Here is an 18,641-nt window from a genome sequence, read left to right on the forward strand (position 1 = left end):
ATCAATGCTTGCGGGGCACGACTTTGCCCTCGAAGACGTAATATTGGAACAGGTTGTAGCCGATCATGATCGGCAGCATGGAACCCATGCCGATCAGCATGAAGATCAGGGTCGGCTCATCGGACGCGGCCGCCGCGATGCTCAGCTTGCCCGGCACGAGGTCCGGGAAGAAGCTGATGGCCAGGCCCGCGAACGACGCCAAAAACAGCACGATGGCGCCGCGGAAGGGGCCGCGCACGCCGTTCACGTGCACGGCCCACAGGATGTAGATAAAAGCGCTGGCGGCGATGGCGGCCAGGGCCAGCAGCACGCCGAACACGCCCGGCTGCGCCCAGCGGTCGTGGCCGATGGCGCTGAAGACCATGGTGCCGGCCGACAGCACGATGGCGGCCGCGACTGTCGCCAGCACGCTGGTGGTGGCGTAGCGGCGCGCCGCCGCTTCCAGCAGGCCGCCCGTCTTCTTGATCAGATACGTGCTGCCCAGCAGGCAATAGCCGGCCACCACGCCCAGCGCCGTGCACGCCGTGAAGGTACCGCTCAGCCAGCCCGGCTGCAAGCCCGTGATGACCTCGCCCAGCACCACGCCCTGCGCCACGGCGGCCAGCAGGCTGCCCACGCCGAAGACCAGGTCCCACAGGCGCTTGTTGCGGGCCGCATGGCGGAACTCGATCGAGGCGCCGCGCATGATCAGGCTGGCGATCAGCAGCATGATGGGAATGTACAGCTGTTCCAGCAAGGTGGCGTAGGCGCTGGGAAAGGCGCCGAACAGGGCGCCGCCCACCACCACCAGCCAGGTTTCATTGGCGTCCCACACGTGCTCGATAGATTGAAAGATCAGATTGCGTTCCTGCTCGCGGCCGGTGAACAGGCTGAGGATGCCCACGCCCAGGTCGAAGCCGTCCGTGACGACGTAAAACACCAGCATCAGGCCGATCAAGCCGAACCAGGCATTGCCCAGCATGGCATGCGAATTGATATCCATTACATACTCCTTGATTGATGGGGACGCATTTCAATACCCCGCGGCATGGGCGGCGTCCGGCAGCGGCAGCGCCACGTCCGGGCCTTGCTGCAGCCATTTCTTGGCAAATACAAAGAAAGTGACGAACAGCACGATGTAAAACACGAAGAACATCAGCATGCTGCCGGCCACGGCGTGGGCCGCCACGTCGGAAACGGCGTCGCGCGTGCGCAGCAAGCCGTACACGACCCACGGCTGGCGTCCCACTTCGCGCACGATCCAGCCGCACTCGACGGCGATGTAGGGCAGCGGTATCGTCAGCACCCAGGCCAGCAGCAGCTTGCGGTTGCGCACGAACTCCTGCACCCGTCCGCCCGCCTTGCGCCAGGCCACGAAGGTCCAGAACGACAGCAGCACGAACCACATGCCGATGCCGGCCATGGCGCGGAACGCGTAGTACAGCAGCGGCAGCATGGGCGGCTGGTCTGCGCGGGCGATGTCGGCCAGGCCCGTGATCTTGCCCGTGGCGCTATGCGTGGCGATCACGCTGAGCATGCCGGGCACTTCCAGCGACCAGTCGTTCTTCTGTTCCGCCTGGTTGGGCCAGGCCAGCAGGGACCAGGCCGCCCCTTCGCCATCGCGGTTCGTGTGCCAGTGGCCTTCGATGGCCGCGCCCTTGGCGGGCTGGGTCTTGAAGACGTCGACGCCGCTCGAATCGCCGAGCCACACTTGCAACGGTGCAATCACCAGCAGCAGCATCAGCGCCAGCTTGAACGAGCGGGCGAAGAAGGCCGGTTCGCGGCGCTTGAACATGTACCAGGCGGAAATCCCCGCGATGACGAACAGGCCCGTTTCCACGGCGGCCACCCACATATGGCCCACGGCCCAGGCCATGTCTGGATTGAAGATGGCGGCCACGTAATCGGTGACGATGATCTTGCCGTCCACCACGCGCACGCCGGCCGGCGTCTGCATCCAGGAATTGGCGACCATGATCCAGAACGAGGAAATACTGGAACCGAGCGCCACCATGCCGGTGGCAAACAGGTGCACGCCCTTCGGTACGCGGCCCCAGCCGAACATCATGACGCCGATGAAGCCCGCTTCCAGCATGAAGGCCATGGCGCCCTCGAAGCCGAGGATGTTGCCGATGAACTGGCCCGAATGGTGCGAAAACGGCGCCCAGTTGGTGCCGAACTGGAATTCCAGGGGAATCCCGCTGACGACGCCGACGGCGAAGTTGAGCACCAGCAACTTGCTCCAGAAGCGCGCGTGGCGGTAGTAGACGGGGTCGCTGGTGCGCAGCCACAGCGCCTCGACGACGAACAGGAACAGCGACAGGCTGATCGTCAATATGGGCCACAGGATGTGGAAGATGGCCGTCATCGCAAATTGCGCGCGCGACAGGTCCAGGGTATCGAAACCGAACATGGCGTTCTCCTGATCAACTGAGGGCGGCCGAAGGCGCCAGCAGCACGGGGATGGATTTGAAGGTCGGCGTGCGCGAACCGTGGCCCACGCTGTCGAGCGGCACCAGCGGATTGGTTTCCGGGTAGTAGGCGCCGATGCAGCCGCGCGGAATGTCGTACTCGACCAGCAGGAAGCGGTCGGCGCGGCGTTCGATGCCGTCATGCCACACGCCGATCAGGTCGACCCAGTCGCCGGCCGCAAAGCCCAGCATGGCCAGGTCGTCCTTGTTGATGAAAACGACGCGGCGCTGGCCGAACACGCCCCGGTAGCGGTCGTCCATGGCGTAGATCGTCGTGTTGTACTGGTCGTGCGAACGCGTCGTCATCAGCACCATCAGGCGCTCGCCATATTGCTGGCGCGCGCGGTGGATCGGCGTGTCGAGTTCCACGGCGTTGACGAGGAATTGCGCCTTGCCGCTGTCCGTCTTCCATACCCGTTCGCGCGAGGCGATTTCCAGGTGGAAACCACCCGGTTTGGCCACGCGCAAGTTGTAGTCGAAAAAGTCGTCGAACACTTGCTCGATTGAATCGCGCAGCAGCGCATAGTTGCCGGAAAAGCGCAGCCAGTCGATCTTCTCGCTGCCCAGGGTCGCCTGCGCCATGCCGGCCACGATGGCGATTTCCGAACGCAGATTGGGCGAGGCGGGCTGGTTCATGCCGAACGAGATGTGCACCATGCTCATCGAGTCTTCCACCGTCACGCCTTGCGCCACGCCTTGCTGCACGTCAATTTCCGTGCGGCCCAGGGTGGGCAGGATCAGCGCATCCTTGCCGTGCACCAAGTGGCTACGGTTGAGCTTGGTGGCGATGTGCACGGTCAGGTCGCACGACCGGAGCGCGTCCCAGGTGCGCGGCGTGTCCGGCGTGGCCATCGAGAAATTGCCGCCCAGCGCGACGAATACTTTCACTTTTTTCTCCAGCATGGCTTCGATGGTGCCCACGGCGTCATAGCCGTGGTGGCGCGGCGGTTCAAAACCGAAGACCAGGCCCAGGCGGTCGAGGAATTCCTTGGTCGGCTGTTCCTCGATGCCCATGGTGCGGTCGCCCTGCACGTTCGAATGGCCGCGCACCGGGCACAGTCCCGCGCCGCGCTTGCCGATATTGCCGCGCATCATCATCAAGTTCGACAGGATCTGCACGGTGGCCAGCGAATTCTTGTGCTGCGTCACGCCCATGCCCCAGGTCGAAATGACGGCCTTGCCCTTGACATAGATCTGCGTCAATTCTTCGATCTTGTCGCGCGCCACGCCCGATTCGGCCAGCAGCAAGTCCCAGCTTTCCGCGCGCAGGTCGGCCGCGAAGGCGTCGAAGCCGCTCGTGTGCTCGGCGATGAAATCGCAGTCGAGCACGCGCTCCTGGCCGTGGGCGATGGCGTCGTCATCGAGCTCGACGACGCGCTTGGCCATGGCCTTGATCAGCGCGAAGTCGCCGCCCAGGGTGGGGCAGATGAACAGCGAGCAGATGTTCGTGCTGCCGCCCGTCAGCATTTCCAGCGGATGCTGGGGGCTGGTGAAGCGTTCCAGGCCCCGTTCGTGCAGCGGGTTGATGGAAACGATGGTGGCGCCGCGGCGCGACGCTTCGCGCAATTCGCCCAGCATGCGCGGGTGGTTGGTGGCCGGGTTCTGGCCGAACAGCAGCAGGGTGTCCGCATGCTCGAAGTCGTCCAGCAGCACCGTGCCCTTGCCGATGCCGACCGTTTCCGGCAAGCCGCGGCTCGTCGCTTCGTGGCACAGGTTGGAGCAGTCGGGGAAGTTATTCGTGCCGTAGGCGCGCACGAACAGCTGGTACAGGAAAGCCGCCTCGTTGCTGGCGCGGCCGGACGTGTAGAAGGCGGCCTGGTTCGGGTCGTCCAGCGCGTGCAGGTGGTGCGCCACGAGGGCGAAGGCGTCGTCCCAGGAAATGGCCTGGTATTTGTCGCTGGCGGCGTCGTACACCATGGGGTCCGTCAAACGGCCATGTTGTTCCAGATCATAGTCCGACTGCTCCATCAATGCGGTGACCGTGTGCTCCTCGAAAAACTCGGGGCGCACGCGCTTGCTCGTCGATTCGGCGGCCACGGCCTTGACGCCGTTTTCGCAGAATTCGAAGGTCGACGCGTGTTCGCGGTCGGGCCAGGCGCAGCCGGGACAGTCGAATCCGTCGGGCTGGTTTTGCTCGAACAGCGAACGGTAATTGCCCGCGCTGACTTTTTCCTTGAACAGGTTGATGGCCACATACTTGAGGGCACCCCAACCGGCAGCGGCATGGGTGTAGGGCGCGATGCGCGCGTCGGACTTTGGCTTGCTCATGATGACTCTCCTGGTGATATGCGATGGGACAATCACATGGTAGGGGCGGCGGCTTGCCCCGTAGGCGCACAGTTCCGGACAAAAAAACAGAGTACAGATGGCAAGATGGCGATGCCGGTCGCGCCGGCGCCGGCCGTGATTTATGATGTGGACAAGGAGAAAAAACATGCACAAGGAAGACAAGGAAGACAAGGAAGATGGAATCGACGCGGCGCTGATAGCGCTGCTGGCGCTGCTGTGGGAGGCGCGGCAGGAGGCGCCGGGGAAGCCGTGGTCGCTGGCCAAGCTGGCCAAGCGGGCAGGGGTACAGATGAGCACTTTGTTGCGCCAGCTCAATGCGCTGTCCAGCGCGGGCCTGGTGGTGGTCGCCACGGCCGAGAGCGGCGGCGGCAGCACGCTGCTCAGCGCGGCGGGCGCGGAACTGTGCGCCAGCGTCTTTACTCCACCGCAAGAAGAGTAGCGGCGCGTCTGTACTCTATCGGCTGGCGCCGGACTGTACCTCCTTGTACCCCTTCATTCGTCCTATGCTACTTCCAGACGAATGCCTATCGAGGGGAAGCACCATGAACACCATCCTGTATCCGCAGCCGGCGCTCCGGCAGCCAAGCCATATCGAACCCTGCGTGGACATGCTGGGCCGCCCCTTGACGGATTTGCGCATTTCCGTCATCGACCAGTGCAACTTCCGCTGCACCTATTGCATGCCGGCCGAGCTGTACCCCAGCGATTACCCGTTTCTTCCGTCCAGCGAGCGCCTGTCCTTCGCGCAGATCGAAACGATGGCGCGCGCCTTCGTGCGCCTGGGCGTGAATAAAATCCGCATCACGGGCGGCGAGCCGTTGCTGCGCAAGAACCTGGAACAGTTGATCGAGCGCCTGGCGAAACTGACCACGCCGGACGGGCGCGCCGTGAGCATCGCGCTGACGACGAATGGCAGCTTGCTGGCGGCCAAGGCGCGCTCGCTGAGGGATGCGGGCCTGGAGCGGGTCACCGTCAGCCTCGACAGTCTGGACAACGGCATTTTCCAGCGCATGAATGGCGTCGACTTTCCCGTCGAGAAAGTGTTGCACGGCATTGAGGTGGCGCAAGCCGTGGGCTTGACTCCCGTGAAGGTCAACATGGTCGTGCAGAAAGGCGTCAACGATAGCCAGATCGTGCCGCTGGCGCGCCATTTCCGCCACACGGGCGTGATCCTGCGCCTGATCGAATTCATGGACGTGGGCGGCATCGGCGCCTGGTCGCGCACGCATGTCGTCACGTCGGAGACGGCGCGCGCGCTGATCGCGGCAGAATTTCCCCTCGTGTCGCTGGGCGAAGGCAAGCCTGTCTCGCACGAAACGGCCAGCCGCTACCGTTATCTTGATGGCGGCGGCGAAGTGGGCTTCATTTCCAGCGTGTCGCAGCCGTTCTGCGGCGACTGCAGCCGCGTGCGCGTCTCGTCGGACGGCAAGCTGTTTACCTGTTTGTTCGCCCAGGACGGCCTCGACCTGCGGCCCCGGCTTGATCTTGCGCAAGGCGCGCAAGGGCTGGAAAGCCTGCTGCGCCAGCACTGGCAGCGCCGTGGCGACCGCTACTCGGAAGTGCGCGGCGCACTGGCCCAGCTTGGCGGGCGCAAGCAGTATCCCACCGTGCGCATGTCGCTGGTGGGCGGGTGAATGGTCTACAGGAATTCGGTGATGAGTTTGCCCAGCAGAATGATCGCCTGTTCCACGCCCGCGCTCCACGGATAGCTGTAGTTGAGGCGGATGCAATGCTTGTACGCCTGGCTGACGGAAAACATGCGCCCCGGACCCACCGTGATCTTGCATTCCAGCGCGCGCCGGTACAGCTGCATGGAGTCTATGTCGCCCGGCAGCTCCACCCACAGCACGTAGCCGCCCTGCGGGTGCGAGATTTTCGTGCCTGCAGGAAAGAAACGCTGCACGGCGGCCGCCATGATGCGCGCCTGCTGGGCATAGGCCTTGCGGGTGCGGCGCAGATGTTGTTCGTAGCCATCGTTTTGCAGGTATTCGGCGATGGCCAGCTGGGGAAACGAGGAGGTGGCCAGGGTGTTGAGGAATTTGAGTTCCTCCACCTTGCCCCGGTAGCGTCCGGCCAGGGCCCAGCCCACGCGCTGCGCGGAACTGAGGCTCTTGGAAAACGAGGAGCAGTGCAGCACCAGGCCCTTGCGGTCGTAGGACTTGAGCGAGGATGGGTGGGCGTCGCCGTAATACAGCTCGTTGTAGACGCCGTTTTCGATGGCGGGCACGTCGTGCTGCTCCAGCAGTTGGTACAAGGCCCGCTTGCGCTGGTCCGACATCTGGAACCCCAGCGGATTCTGGAAGTTCGGCATCACCATGACGGCGGCGATCGGCTGCCGGGCCATGATGTCGGCCAGCGCTTCGATGCTGATGCCTTCATACGGGTCGGTGGACACTTCCACCACCTTCATGCCCAGCCGCTCGACGGCCATCAGCATGGCATAGAAGGTGGGCGACTCGACGGCGATGGTGTCGCCCGGCTTGGCCACCGCTTGCAGGCACAGGTTGATCGCTTCCGTGGCGCCCACGGTGACGATGATTTCGTCGGGATCGACGGCCAGGCCGTTTTCCATGTAGCGGCGGGCGATTTCGCGGATCAGCTGCGGGTTGCCCGGCGGCAGGTCGTCCGTCACGCTCCAGGCGCGGTTGCGGCGCGCCACGGTGCCCGCATACTGGTTGATGCGTTCCCAGGGAAACAGCGACGGGTCGGGGTAGGGTGAGCCCAGCGGTATGGCGTCATGCAAGCCGATCGAGCGCAGGGTCGACAGCACCAGGCGGCTCACGTGCACTTCCGCCGGCACGGGGCTGGGGTGCGACGCCTGCATGCACAGGGATGGCGTGGCGGCATCGCTGGCGCGCTGGCGCACGAAGTAGCCGGACTGGGGCCGGCTTTCGATCACGCCCATGCCCTCCAGCTTGACGTAGGCGCGCAGCACCGTGGTGATGCTCAGCTTGTGCTGCTGGCTGGTCTGGCGCACGGAGGGAATGCGTTCGCCGGGCAAGAGCACGCCCTTGGCCACCAGTTGCTCGATGTCGCTGACGAGCTTTTCATACAATTTCATGCAATGGTATCCATTCTTATTCTTGCTCTACGTCATTGCATTATCGTCCAATTCATGACGACCTATAGTTACAGTTATCGCATGTTGCCAAAATGAAACTGCCATCCGGCACTTCTGGTTTAAGATCCACATAGAAACGAAAAAGAGGAACCTCTGTCATGGCAATTCCACAAAGCATGCTGTCTGTCGTCGCGCGCGACGAAGTGCATTTGCAGTTCAAGGTGAAGGCCGGCGTCGACATGCGGCAGCTGTTCCAGCGGCTGGGCAAGCTGTGGGAATCCGAAGTCACGGGCATCCTGGACCCCACGCTGAACCGCCACCATCAGTTGACGGGCGGCACGGCCAATGTGGTGCTGGGATTCAAGCCCGAGCTGTGGCGCGCCGCGTGCCCAGGCTGCGTGCCGGACAACATGGCATCGTTCGCGCACGACCTGGTGGGCGCCAACGGCAAGACGGCGCCCGCCGCCCAGTGCGATTTCTGGGTCTGGATCACGCAGTCGAACGCGGCCACCCTGTACGACAGCATGCGCACGACGCTCACCTTGCTGAGCCCCTTTGCCGAGCTGGCCAGCGAACAGGTGTGTTTTCCGTATCATAACAATGTGACTTTCGACGGCTTTGCCGACGGCGTCGCCAACCCGAATCCGTTCCGCGCCAACGGCGTGGCCATCATCCCGGACGGCGAAGCGGGCGCGGGCGGCTCCACCGTGCTGCTGCAGAAATGGCGCATGGACGTGGAGCGCCTGCGCGCCTTGCCCGTGCACGCGGCGGAGCAGGTGTGGGGCCGCACCAAGGCCGGCAGCCATGAATTGTCGCCGCTGCCCGTCGATTCCCACGTGGGCCGCAACCAGTTTATCCGCGACGGCGAGGAAGTCGATATCGTGCGCCGCAACGCCAATTACGCCAATGCCGGCGAGGCGGGCGTCATGTTTGTCGGTTTTTGCAAGGACATCACCGTGACCATGGGCATGCTGCGGCAAATGTACGGCGTAGGCTATGATGGCGTCACCAAGACGGACCGGCTGCTGGATTTTTCCACGGCGCTGTCGTCGGCGATCTATTTCGTGCCCAGCATCGACGCCTTGCTGGCCGTGGGCATTTCGCCGGCGGATCCCGGCTGAGGGCCGCCCCGGCGGTCCCTATTTTTACTTAACTAGGAGTTTTCCATGCGTATTCGTCCCGCCACACTGCTGTCCGCCCTGATCTTCGGCAGCGTCGTCTTCAGCGCTTCCGCTTCCGCCGTCGGCCTGGGTTTCCTGGCCGATACGCCGATGGCTTACCTGAACAAGAACGACAAGCCCGTCTTCGTGAAAGCCGTCACCGACGTGCTCAATGACAAGAAAGATGGCGAAACCGTGCAATGGAGCAATGAAGGCTTGCGCAATTCCGTGCGTATCGCCGCCGATATCACGGCCAGCGACACGCAAAAGACGGATGAGCAAACCTGCCGCAAGGTACAGGTGGGCTTGAACGCCAAGGGCCAGGAACAGACCCTCAAGCTGAAGGTCTGCAAGGCCGGCAGCGCCGCGTGGAAAGTGGCGAAGAGCTGATCGTCCGTGCATTTCCCTTGCCGGTTCTGCACCGGCAAGGTGCGACTTTCTTATAAGTAAGTGTTGCAGCGGTTAGAATCACGCTTTACCCTTATTTTTCTCACCTGCATGCAGCAAAGTCGCCTCCTGTTCTTCCGCCTGGCCGGCCAGTTTCGCCGCTATGGCGCCATCGTCGCCGCCACCTTGCTGGCCGTGGGCGTGGCGTCCGCCACCGATGTGTTACTAATAAGGCAATTGCAAAACGTCGTCGACGCCATGCGCGCGACGGCCAGCACGCAGGCCGCGCCCGCGTCCGGCGTGATGGGCATGCTGCAGGGCTGGGTCGACCGTTTCTTGCCGGCACAGGCGGGGCAGGTGGATTTGTGGGTGATTCCCGCCACCATCCTGGGCCTGGCCGTGCTGCGCATGGTGTCGAGCTTTGCCGGCGATTACGGTTCCGTATGGCTATCGAGCCGGGTGCAGGCGGATTTGCGCGAAAAGATGTTCGCCACCATCATGCGCCTGCCCAGCCGCTTTTTCGACACCACCACCACCAGCCTGACGCAGTCGCGCGTGGCCTTCGACGCCAGCCAGGTGTCGCAGGCGGGCTTGAACGTGCTCAATGTGATGGTGCGCGATTCCGTCGCCACCGTCGGCTACCTGATCTTGCTGTTCAGCATCGACGTGAAACTGGCCCTGTTCTGCATGGCCTCGATGCCCATCGTGGCCATCGTCGTGACCCTGGCGGGCCGCCGCATGCGCCACCTGAGCAAAAGTTCGCAGCAAGCCGTGGGCGAGCTGACGTCCGTGCTCGACGAAAGCATCGGCGGCCAGCGCGTGGTGAAAATCTTCGGCGGCCAGGACTACGAGCAGGCGCGCTTCGTCAACGTCGTCAAGCGCAACCGCCAGCTGGCCGTCAAGCACGCGGCCACCTCGGCCATGAATTCCGGCTTCATCATGATGCTCGTCGGCATCACCCTGTCGTCCGTGATCTACTTCGCCATGCTGCGCGCGCAAAGCGGCGCCATCACGCCGGGCGCCTTCGTTGCCTTCATGGGCGCGCTGATGGCGATGCAGTCGCCGATCAAGAATTTGACGAAGATCAATGAGCCGCTGCAGCGTGGCCTGGCGGCGGCCGAGTCCGTTTTTGGTTTGATCGACACGCCGCTGGAACCGGACCCGGGCACCATCGCGCCGGTCACGGTGCACGGCAATCTGTCTCTGCAGAACGTCAACTTCCGCTACAACAGCGACGACCCCGATGCGCCCACGGCCTTGAGCGATATCACGCTCGATATCCGCGCCGGCGAAACGGTAGCCCTGGTGGGCGGCTCCGGCGGCGGCAAGACGACCTTGCTGGGCTTGCTGCCGCGCTTCTATGACGTCAGCGGCGGCCGGATTTTGCTCGACGGCGTCGACTTGCGCGACTATGCCTTGCTGGCCCTGCGGCGCCAGTTCGCCCTCGTCAGCCAGGACGTGATTTTGTTCAACGACACGATGGCGGCGAATATCGCCTACGGCGACCCGGCGCCGGACCAGGCCCGCATCGAAGCGTCGGCGCGCGCCGCCTACGCGCACGACTTCATCATGCAGTTGCCGCAAGGCTACGAGACCCAGGCGGGGCAGAACGGTTCGCGTCTGTCGGGCGGGCAACGCCAGCGCCTGGCCATCGCCCGCGCCCTGTACAAGGATGCGCCGATACTGCTGCTGGACGAAGCGACCAGCGCGCTGGACACGGAATCGGAGCGCTCCGTGCAGGCGGCGCTGGAAGTGCTGATGCGCAACCGCACCACCATCGTCATCGCCCACCGCTTATCCACCATCGAAAGCGCCGACCGCATCGTCGTCATGCAGGGCGGGCGCCTGGTGGAATCGGGCAGCCACACGGATTTGCTGCAGCAGGGCGGCGCGTATGCACGGCTGCATGCGAGCCAGTTGTCGCCCGTCAAGGATAGCTTGGGCTGACGCCTGGCGCAGCCAGCGCCTGCCCGCCCGCCAGGCCGGAGCCGGACCAGCAGGTCCGTCCCGGCCTTTTTCATGGGGCGGCAATCGTGCCCATGACGAACGGTGCTTGCCTTTATGATGGCAGCCGCAAAGCAACATGAACAATGGAGCAACATGACGAATCAACAGACGATGCGCTGGCTGCTGGCCGCCGCGCTGGGCATGAGCACGGCCTTGCCGCTGGCGGCACAGGAAGATGCGCCGTTGCCGGCAACGGCTTCCGATCACGCGCAAGAAGAGGACAAGACCATGTATCTGGATGAAAATTTCATGCCAAGCAACCAGCGCCGCGCCGTGTATGCGCTGCGCACGCCGCCGGAGCGCGACGAGGCGCTGGGCGCCTGGCATGTGCGGCTCGAATTTCCCGATACGCCGGGCGTGCTGGCCTTTGAAACCTATGCCACGGACCTGGACCTGAGCCAGATCAAGTTCGTGCGTTTTCGCAAGTCCTACTACGAAAATGGCCAGCTGCTGCGCGAAACCTATTTCAATGCCCAGGGCGAGGAGTTGCTGGGCGGCTGCGTGTACTTCGAGAATGGCCAGATCCAGCAGAAAGTCACGCCGCTGCCGAACGGGCGCGACAGCATCTCGGAAACGTATCACCAGAACGGCCAGCTGATGAGCCGCACGCTGTACCACGGCGACGAGGTGGCCGATGGCGAGCAAGTGTCGTATGGCGCGAACGGGGCCGTCAGCAGCCGCTCGTATCGACGCAATGGCGAGATGGATGGCGTACAGGAATCGTTTTATGCGGATGGCAAGCTGCACCGTAAGGGGCGGTACGTCGATGGCAAGCACGAGGGCGAGTTTGTCCGGTATGCCCAGGACGGCAGCGTGCTGGCCAGGACCGTATGGGTGCATGGCCAGCCCGACGGCTGGTCGTTTGAAAGCCATGACAATGGCGTCGTGTCGAACAAGACGCTGTACCAGAAGGGTGCCGTGCTCAGCTTGCAAACGTGGGGGCCGAATGGCCGGCCCATCTTCGCGTGGCAGAAAGACGCACAGGGGCGCGACCACGGCGATACGACGGACTGGCATGCCAACGGCGTGCGCGCCAGCGTGACCCCGTTTGTCGAAGGCCAGCGCCACGGCTTGCTGCAGACCTGGTACAGCGATGGCAGCCTGCGCCAGATCGTGCCGTACGAACACGGCAAGAAGCACGGCATCGAGCGCCACTGGGACCAGGCCGGCAAGCTGGTGCTGGAGCAGGCGTGGCACGACGGACAGCCGGTGGCCGCAAAGTAAGGGGACAGCATGCGATATTGGCCCGCAATGGCAACCATGCGCCTGGCGCTGCTGGCCGTGCTCGCGACGGCCGTGCCGCTGGCGGCGCAGGCCAGGGCGCCGGCTGGCGGCACCTCTTATTATGAAAACGGGCAGATCAAGCGAAAGGTGACCTTGCTGCCGAACGGGCGCGACAGCATCGCCGAAACGTATCATGACAATGGCCAGTTGATGAACCGCATCAGCTACCACGGCAAGAACATGGCCGATGGCGAATATGTGTCCTACGGCCCGAATGGCAAGGTGAGCAGCCGCGCGCATTTAAAGGGCGGCAGGATGAACGGCTCGCAGCAAGTGTTTTTCGCCGATGGCAAGCTGTTTCAGCGCAGCCATTTTGTCGATGACAGGCAGGATGGCGCGTTCCTCACCTATGCGCAGGATGGCAGCTTGCGCGCCAGGACGGTGTTCGTGCAGGGCGAACCCGATGGCTGGTCGTTTGAAAGCCACGACAATGGCCAGCTGGCGCAAAAGGCCTTGTACCGCAAGGGCAAGCTGCTGAGCATGCAGAAGTGGGGCAGCAACGGCAAGCCGTCGGTTGCCTGGCAGCAGGATGCGCAAGGGCGCGAGCAGGGCGATGTGACGCAGTGGTTTGACAATGGCGTGCGCGCCACGGTCACGCCCATGCTTGACGGCCAGCGCCACGGCCTGCTGCAGGCCTGGTACGACGACGGCAGCCTGCGCCAGATCGTACCGTACCAGCACGGCAAGCAGCACGGCATCGAGCGTCAATGGGACCAGGCCGGCAAGCTGGTGCTGGAACAGGCGTGGCAAGCCGGAGAGCCAGTTTCCATGCGCTAGGAGTCGCCCGCCTTTGCAGGTATCATGCAGGGATTCCGGCCCGCCAGCAGGCGCGAAGCCGGCAGGATAACTGGAGGCAATGGTGGTGGAAGCGGAAGTTTCAGCGATGGCCAGGGCGCAAGGCATGGCCTTGCAAAACATGCGCGTCGTCATGCGCGCGGCGCAGCGCCACTCGGCGCAAATCGAAAAGCAATGCGGCGTGTCGGGCGCGCAATTGTGGGTGATGCAGGAATTGCTGGAACGGCCGGGCCTGCGCATGGGCGAGCTGGCCAGCAAGATGTCGATCCACCAGACGACGGCCAGCAACCTGGTCGAGGCGCTGGTCAAAAAAACCTATGTGCGCAAGGCGCGCGACCAGCCGGACCAGCGCGTGGTGACCCTGACCCTGACGCTGGAAGGGCAAGCCGTCATCGCCGGCGCGCCGCAGCCGGCGCGCGGCTTGCTGCCCAGTGCGCTGGCCCAGCTGGACCCCGACAGCCTGGCGCACCTGAACCAGGGCTTGAGCGCCTTGCTGGCCGTCGTCGCTCCCGATGACAGGCAGGCGGGCATGCAGCCGTTTCCGTTCACCATGTAGTCACGCGCAAGCGTGTGGCGCGCCGCCCCGCTTGCCCGTATCATCGGCGCCGTCGCACCGTTGATGAAAGCATGCATTGAAGATATACACTTCCGTTTTGCTGGCCGCTGTCCTGGCCGGTTCCCCGCCCGTTTCCATGGCCAACGCCCTGGACAATGCCCTGGCCACTCCGGCCGTGTCTGCCGAACCGTCGCCGGCCTCCCTGTATTTTGACGGGGATTACCAGCCCGTGGCGCCCGCCGCGGCCGTGTACGAGCAGCGCGCGCCGCTGCACCACGATGCGGCCCGCCAGGCCTGGCATTGGCAGCTGCATTTCGCGCAGCCGCCGGGCAGGCTGCACATGGATGCCTGGCTGCTGGGCACCGACGTGGCGTCGCCGCGCTACGCCGGCCAGCGCAGCGTGTATTTTGCCGATGGCCAGCTGGGCCTGCTGGAAGAGCGCAACGGGGAGGGCGACTTCAATGGCGTGAACGTGGAATACTATGCGGACGGGACGGTCAAGAGCCGCAAGGCGTACCGCGACGGCGAGTACGAGGGCTTGCACAGCCACTACCATGCGAATGGCCAGCTCAGGCATGCCTTGCTGTACCAGGCGGGCCAGCCCGCCGATGGTGAATTCCTGAGCTTTGACGAGCATGGCCAGGTCAGCAACCGCGCGCATTTTGCCGATGGCGTGCTGACCGGTGAAGTGACGGCGTTTCATCCGGATGGCCGGCTGGCCGAGCGGGGACCGTACCTCGATGGCCAGCGCAACGGCTTGCACCAGGCCTGGTGGCCGGACGGCCGTGAAATGTCGCGCCTCAATTTCCTGCATGGCAAGCCGCAGGGCTGGTCGCTGCTGTATTTCGCGAATGGCCAGCTGGACCAGAAAAACCTGTTCGAGGATGGCGTCATGCTGAGCACGCAAAGCTGGCGCGACGATGGCACGCCGCTGCGCCAGCGCCAGCAGGATGAACAGGGCCGCGCGCAGGGCGAGGACAGGCAATGGCATGCGAACGGCACGCTGGCCCGGCTCGCTTCCTACCGCGATGGCGAGCCGCATGGCGCGTGGCGCGAATGGCATGCGGACGGCTCGCCCCGCCACGCCGTGGACTATGTGCGCGGGCGCAAGCAGGGCCTGGAGCGGGCTTGGGCCGGCGACGGCACGCGCACCGTCTGCGAGTGGCAGGATGGCCGTTTGCTGCGCGCCTGCCGCAATTTCTAGTTCGGTGGCGCGGGCAGCCGTTGCAGCTGCAACTGCGCCAGCGCCCCGTACAGCGGTTCGCTGAGCACGCGCGACACGGTGCTGGCCACGACGGCGCAAGCCATCAGGCTGAGCACCATGCCGTGGCCGTCGACCATTTCCATGACAATAATAAAAGCCGTCAGCGGCGCCTGCGTGGCGGCAGCCAGGAAACCCACCATGCCCAGCGCGATCAGGGCGGGCGCGTGCGGGTAGTGCAGCAGTTGCGCAATGTCATGCCCGATGCCGGCGCCGATGGCCAAGGACGGTGCGAAGATGCCGGCCGGCACGCCCGACCAGACGGTCAGCCACGTCGCCACATATTTGAAGGCGACAAAGGCGGGCGCCACGTCGGACGAGCCTTCCAGCATGGCGCGCGTGGCCACGGTGCCGCTGCCGAACGTGGCGCCGTGGCTGGCGATGCCGATGGCCGCCACCAGCACACCGCAGACGGCGGCGAACAGCACGGGCCGGCCTGTTCTCCACGCCGACAATTTTCCCAGCGGATTGCCCCGGGCGGAGGCCAATAGCAGCCGGGCGAACAGGCCGCCCGCCACGCCCGCCACCAACGTTACCAGCAAGCCGGGCAGCGCCAGCGCCAGGCCGATGGGGCCGGGATGGATGATGCCGAAGTGGGTGGCGTTGCCGTGGATGGACACGGCCATCATGCCGGCCAGCACGATGCCGGCGACAATCAAGCCGCTGTTGCGCTGCTCGGGCGAACGCGACAGTTCTTCGATGGCAAACATGACGCCCGCCAGCGGCGTGTTGAAGGCGGCCGCGATGCCGGCCGCGCCGCCCGCCACCAGCAGCGAGTGGGCGCTTACCTGGGAGTGACGCGGCAGCCAGCGGCGCGCGGCCAGCATCACGCCGGCGGCGATCTGCACGGATGGCCCTTCGCGCCCCAGAGACAATCCCCCCAGCAAGCCGCCCGCCGTCAGGCCGATCTTCGCGGCGCTGAGTTTCAATGAAACGAACAAGGAGCGCTGTTCGGGCGCCACGGCCGGGTCCAGTGTGGCCATCACTTGCGGGATGCCGGAGCCGGCCGCGCCCATCGCGTAGCGGCGCGTCAGCCACACCAGCAGGGCGGCGCAAGCGGGCGTCCACAGCAGGGCGAACCACCAGGCCTTGCCGTTAAAAAAGAGAAAACAATCGAGCGCTGTTTCCGCCAGCCAGGTAAAACCCACGACGACGAGGCCGGCGACGGCGGCCATGCCGACGACGACGGCGCGCGACCACCACAGGCGCGGGTTGGCAAATTCATGCTTGAAGGCAGAGGGAATATCGTGCAAGTGCTTCATTGCGGCAAGTCCAGGAAGGGGCGCGCAGGGCGTCGGGAAGACTTGCCATTATAGAGATATATTTGTCCGAATGTTTTTCCTCTGCCTTATTTGTGGGCAATTGACGACAACAGCTTCGCCTCGGCCAGGAAATCGACGAGCGCCCGCACTTTCGGCGCCAGGTGCGGCCCGGACGGCCACAGCAGCCAGCAGCCGTGGGCCGGAAGTTCGCCGGTCGCGTAATCGGCCAGCACTTCGACCAGGCTGCCGTCGGCCAGCGCCGCCCGCACCGTAAACTCGGGCAGCCAGGCGATGCCCAGGCCTTGCCGGGCAAAGTGCAGCCGCGCTTCCACATTGTTGCAGATCATGGACAAAGGCAAGTCCGGCGCAGCCTCGCCATCGTCCTGGCGCAAGCACCACTGTTCGACCTTGCCGCTGTGGCGGAAGCGATAGTGCAGGCAAGCATGTTGTTGCAGCTCAAGGGGGTGATGCGGCGTGCCGTGGCGCGCCAGGTAGGCGGGGGAGGCCACGAGGCAGGAGCGGAACTGGCCCAGCTTGCGCGCGGCCAGGCGCGAATCGCGCGGTGCGCCGATGCGGATGACGGCGTCGAAGCCATCGCCGACGACCTCGGCCAGCGCGTCGGAAAAGTCCAGCTCCAGCGCGATGGCGGGGTGCTGCGCGGCAAAATCGGCCAGCGCGGGCAGGAATACGCCGCCCAGTTCCGGCAAGCCCAGGCGCAGGCGTCCCCGCGGCGCGCGCGCTCCCGCCAGCTCCTCCTGCGCCGCCTGCATTTCCCCCAGGATGCGTTCGCTGCGGGTCAAAAACAGCTGGCCTTCGGCCGTCAGGCTCAGCCGGCGCGTGCTGCGCTGGAACAGGCGCGCGCCCAGCCGCTGCTCGAGCCGCGCCAGGCTCTTGCTGACGGCCGACGGTGAAATGGCGGCCTGGCGCGCGGCGGCGACAAAGCTGCCCGCCTGGGCCAGTTGCACGAACAGGGCCACGCCGGAGAGATTATCTGTTTCCTGGTTTTGCATGATTCATGACGGTTTGGTCAGCAGTGAAACGCATTGAAGCATATTTTTCTTTATCGCGTGGCTGCTTACCATGGGCTTTTATCTGCGGGGGTAGGCAATGAAGATGATCGGTTTCAACAAGGGCAGCAGCGTGGACGACGAGCATGACCTGTTCGACGTGGAGGGGGCGATGCCCGTGCCCGGCCCGCGCGACGTGCTGGTACGGGTGCGCGCCGTGGGCGTCAACCCGCTCGACACCAAGGTGCGCGCCGGGCGGGTAGATGTGCCGGAGCGTGTCGTGACCCTGGGCTGGGATGCGGCCGGCACCGTGCATGCGGTGGGCAGCGAAGTCACCCTGTTTGCGCCGGGTCAAGCCGTGTATTACGCGGGTTCGTTCGACCGCGCGGGCGCCAATGCCGAGTATCACCTGGTCGACGAGCGCATCGCGGGCTCCATGCCGGCGTCGCTGGACTTTGCGCAGGCGGCCAGCGTGCCATTGGCGGCGCTGACGGCGTGGCAATTGCTGTTCGAGCGCTTTGCGATCACGCCCGGCGACCGCCAGGAGCGGGGCAGCCTGCTGGTGCTGGGCGGCGCCGGCGGCGTCGGTTCCATGCTGATCCAATTGGCGCGCCAGCTGACGGGTTTTATCGTGATTGCCACGGCGTCGCGCGGCGACAGCATGGCGTGGTGCCGCGCCATGGGCGCGCATCACGTGATCGACCACACGCTGCCGCTGGCGGCGCAGGTGGCGGCCTTGAACGTGGCGCCGGTGCGCCACGTCGCCGCCCTGTCGCACACGGCGCGCCACGTGGCGGCATTGACGCAGATCATCGCGCCGCACGGCAAGCTGGCCGTCATCGACGATCACGATGTTTTCGACGCGGCGCCGCTGAAGGGCAAGAGCATCTCGCTGCACTGGGAAATGGTGTTTACGCGGCCGTTGTTTGCTACCGACGATATGCTGGAGCAACACCGCATCCTGAACCGCGTGGCGCGGCTGCTGGACGACGGCGTGCTGCGCCACACGGTGCGGCAGCGCCTGTCGCCCATGGATGCGGCCACCTTGCGGCGCGCCCATGCGCTGCTGGAGCGGGGCGGGCAGCCGGGCAAGATCGTCGTCAGCGCCGGGTAGGGCCGGCG

16 protein-coding genes are annotated in these 18,641 nt (G+C 64.8%); 10 read left to right on the forward strand and 6 right to left on the reverse strand.

What is annotated here, in order from left to right; all coding sequences use genetic code 11:
- Position 1: 1 nt before the first annotated feature.
- Genes BZG29_RS09170 through BZG29_RS09180 form a run of 3 tightly spaced genes read right to left on the reverse strand, consistent with a single transcriptional unit; the run spans position 2 to position 4,718 of the window.
- Complete coding sequence (locus BZG29_RS09170; protein ID WP_077401430.1) at positions 2 to 982, reverse strand: cytochrome d ubiquinol oxidase subunit II; 981 nt, start codon at positions 980 to 982, stop codon at positions 2 to 4.
- Between the two features lie 30 nt (positions 983 to 1,012).
- Positions 1,013 to 2,392, reverse strand: coding sequence for a cytochrome ubiquinol oxidase subunit I (locus tag BZG29_RS09175; RefSeq protein WP_077401433.1), 1,380 nt, complete (start codon positions 2,390 to 2,392; stop codon positions 1,013 to 1,015).
- A gap of 13 nt (positions 2,393 to 2,405) precedes the next feature.
- Complete coding sequence (locus BZG29_RS09180) at positions 2,406 to 4,718, reverse strand: FdhF/YdeP family oxidoreductase (protein WP_077401435.1); 2,313 nt, start codon at positions 4,716 to 4,718, stop codon at positions 2,406 to 2,408.
- Positions 4,719 to 4,884: 166 nt separating this feature from the next.
- Here BZG29_RS09180 and BZG29_RS09185 point away from each other — a divergent pair, with 166 nt between their 5' ends.
- Both BZG29_RS09185 and moaA read left to right on the forward strand, forming a co-directional pair.
- On the forward strand, positions 4,885 to 5,178 hold the full coding sequence (locus BZG29_RS09185) for a helix-turn-helix domain-containing protein (protein WP_077401438.1): 294 nt from the start codon (positions 4,885 to 4,887) through the stop codon (positions 5,176 to 5,178).
- Between the two features lie 103 nt (positions 5,179 to 5,281).
- A complete protein-coding gene (gene moaA, locus BZG29_RS09190; RefSeq protein ID WP_077401441.1) occupies positions 5,282 to 6,373 on the forward strand; it encodes a GTP 3',8-cyclase MoaA in 1,092 nt (363 codons plus the stop codon).
- Between the two features lie 5 nt (positions 6,374 to 6,378).
- Here moaA and BZG29_RS09195 read toward each other — a convergent pair whose 3' ends face one another.
- The gene (locus BZG29_RS09195; protein WP_077401444.1) at positions 6,379 to 7,800 is read right to left on the reverse strand and encodes a PLP-dependent aminotransferase family protein; all 1,422 of its coding nucleotides are present in this window, start codon (positions 7,798 to 7,800) and stop codon (positions 6,379 to 6,381) included.
- A 158-nt stretch (positions 7,801 to 7,958) separates the two neighbouring features.
- On the opposite strand from BZG29_RS09195, the gene BZG29_RS09200 reads away from it, so the two are divergent.
- The 7 genes from BZG29_RS09200 to BZG29_RS09230 all read left to right on the forward strand — a co-directional run bounded on the left by BZG29_RS09200 (position 7,959) and on the right by BZG29_RS09230 (position 15,193).
- Positions 7,959 to 8,921, forward strand: coding sequence for a Dyp-type peroxidase (locus BZG29_RS09200; protein ID WP_077401447.1), 963 nt, complete (start codon positions 7,959 to 7,961; stop codon positions 8,919 to 8,921).
- Between the two features lie 45 nt (positions 8,922 to 8,966).
- Entirely contained in the window at positions 8,967 to 9,350 is a 384-nt protein-coding gene (locus BZG29_RS09205) for a hypothetical protein (RefSeq protein WP_077401450.1), read from the forward strand.
- Positions 9,351 to 9,458: 108 nt separating this feature from the next.
- Positions 9,459 to 11,294 (forward strand): lipid A export permease/ATP-binding protein MsbA, encoded by a 1,836-nt coding sequence (msbA, locus tag BZG29_RS09210; RefSeq protein WP_077401453.1) that lies wholly within the window; start codon positions 9,459 to 9,461, stop codon positions 11,292 to 11,294.
- A 153-nt stretch (positions 11,295 to 11,447) separates the two neighbouring features.
- Positions 11,448 to 12,578, forward strand: a complete 1,131-nt coding sequence (locus BZG29_RS09215) for a toxin-antitoxin system YwqK family antitoxin (RefSeq protein WP_171984965.1) — start codon at positions 11,448 to 11,450, stop codon at positions 12,576 to 12,578.
- 27 nt (positions 12,579 to 12,605) lie between these two features.
- A complete protein-coding gene (locus BZG29_RS09220; protein WP_077401458.1) occupies positions 12,606 to 13,415 on the forward strand; it encodes a toxin-antitoxin system YwqK family antitoxin in 810 nt (269 codons plus the stop codon).
- Between the two features lie 79 nt (positions 13,416 to 13,494).
- Entirely contained in the window at positions 13,495 to 13,989 is a 495-nt protein-coding gene (locus BZG29_RS09225; RefSeq protein ID WP_077401461.1) for a MarR family winged helix-turn-helix transcriptional regulator, read from the forward strand.
- Between the two features lie 76 nt (positions 13,990 to 14,065).
- Positions 14,066 to 15,193, forward strand: coding sequence for a toxin-antitoxin system YwqK family antitoxin (locus BZG29_RS09230; protein ID WP_150130842.1), 1,128 nt, complete (start codon positions 14,066 to 14,068; stop codon positions 15,191 to 15,193).
- Here the strand turns inward: BZG29_RS09230 and BZG29_RS09235 are convergent.
- Together BZG29_RS09235 and BZG29_RS09240 are read right to left on the reverse strand one after the other, a co-directional pair.
- Positions 15,190 to 16,512: a chloride channel protein gene (locus BZG29_RS09235; RefSeq protein WP_077401467.1), complete on the reverse strand. Its 1,323-nt coding sequence runs from the start codon at positions 16,510 to 16,512 to the stop codon at positions 15,190 to 15,192. The genes BZG29_RS09230 and BZG29_RS09235 overlap by 4 nt on opposite strands.
- An 86-nt stretch (positions 16,513 to 16,598) precedes the next feature.
- Positions 16,599 to 17,522, reverse strand: a complete 924-nt coding sequence (locus tag BZG29_RS09240) for a LysR family transcriptional regulator (protein WP_077401470.1) — start codon at positions 17,520 to 17,522, stop codon at positions 16,599 to 16,601.
- Between the two features lie 97 nt (positions 17,523 to 17,619).
- On the opposite strand from BZG29_RS09240, the gene BZG29_RS09245 reads away from it, so the two are divergent.
- Positions 17,620 to 18,633, forward strand: coding sequence for a zinc-binding alcohol dehydrogenase family protein (locus BZG29_RS09245; protein ID WP_077401473.1), 1,014 nt, complete (start codon positions 17,620 to 17,622; stop codon positions 18,631 to 18,633).
- Positions 18,634 to 18,641 lie beyond the last annotated feature (8 nt).

The sequence above is a fragment of the Janthinobacterium sp. LM6 genome (assembly GCF_002002885.1).
Lineage (GTDB): Bacteria > Pseudomonadota > Gammaproteobacteria > Burkholderiales > Burkholderiaceae_D > Janthinobacterium > Janthinobacterium kumbetense.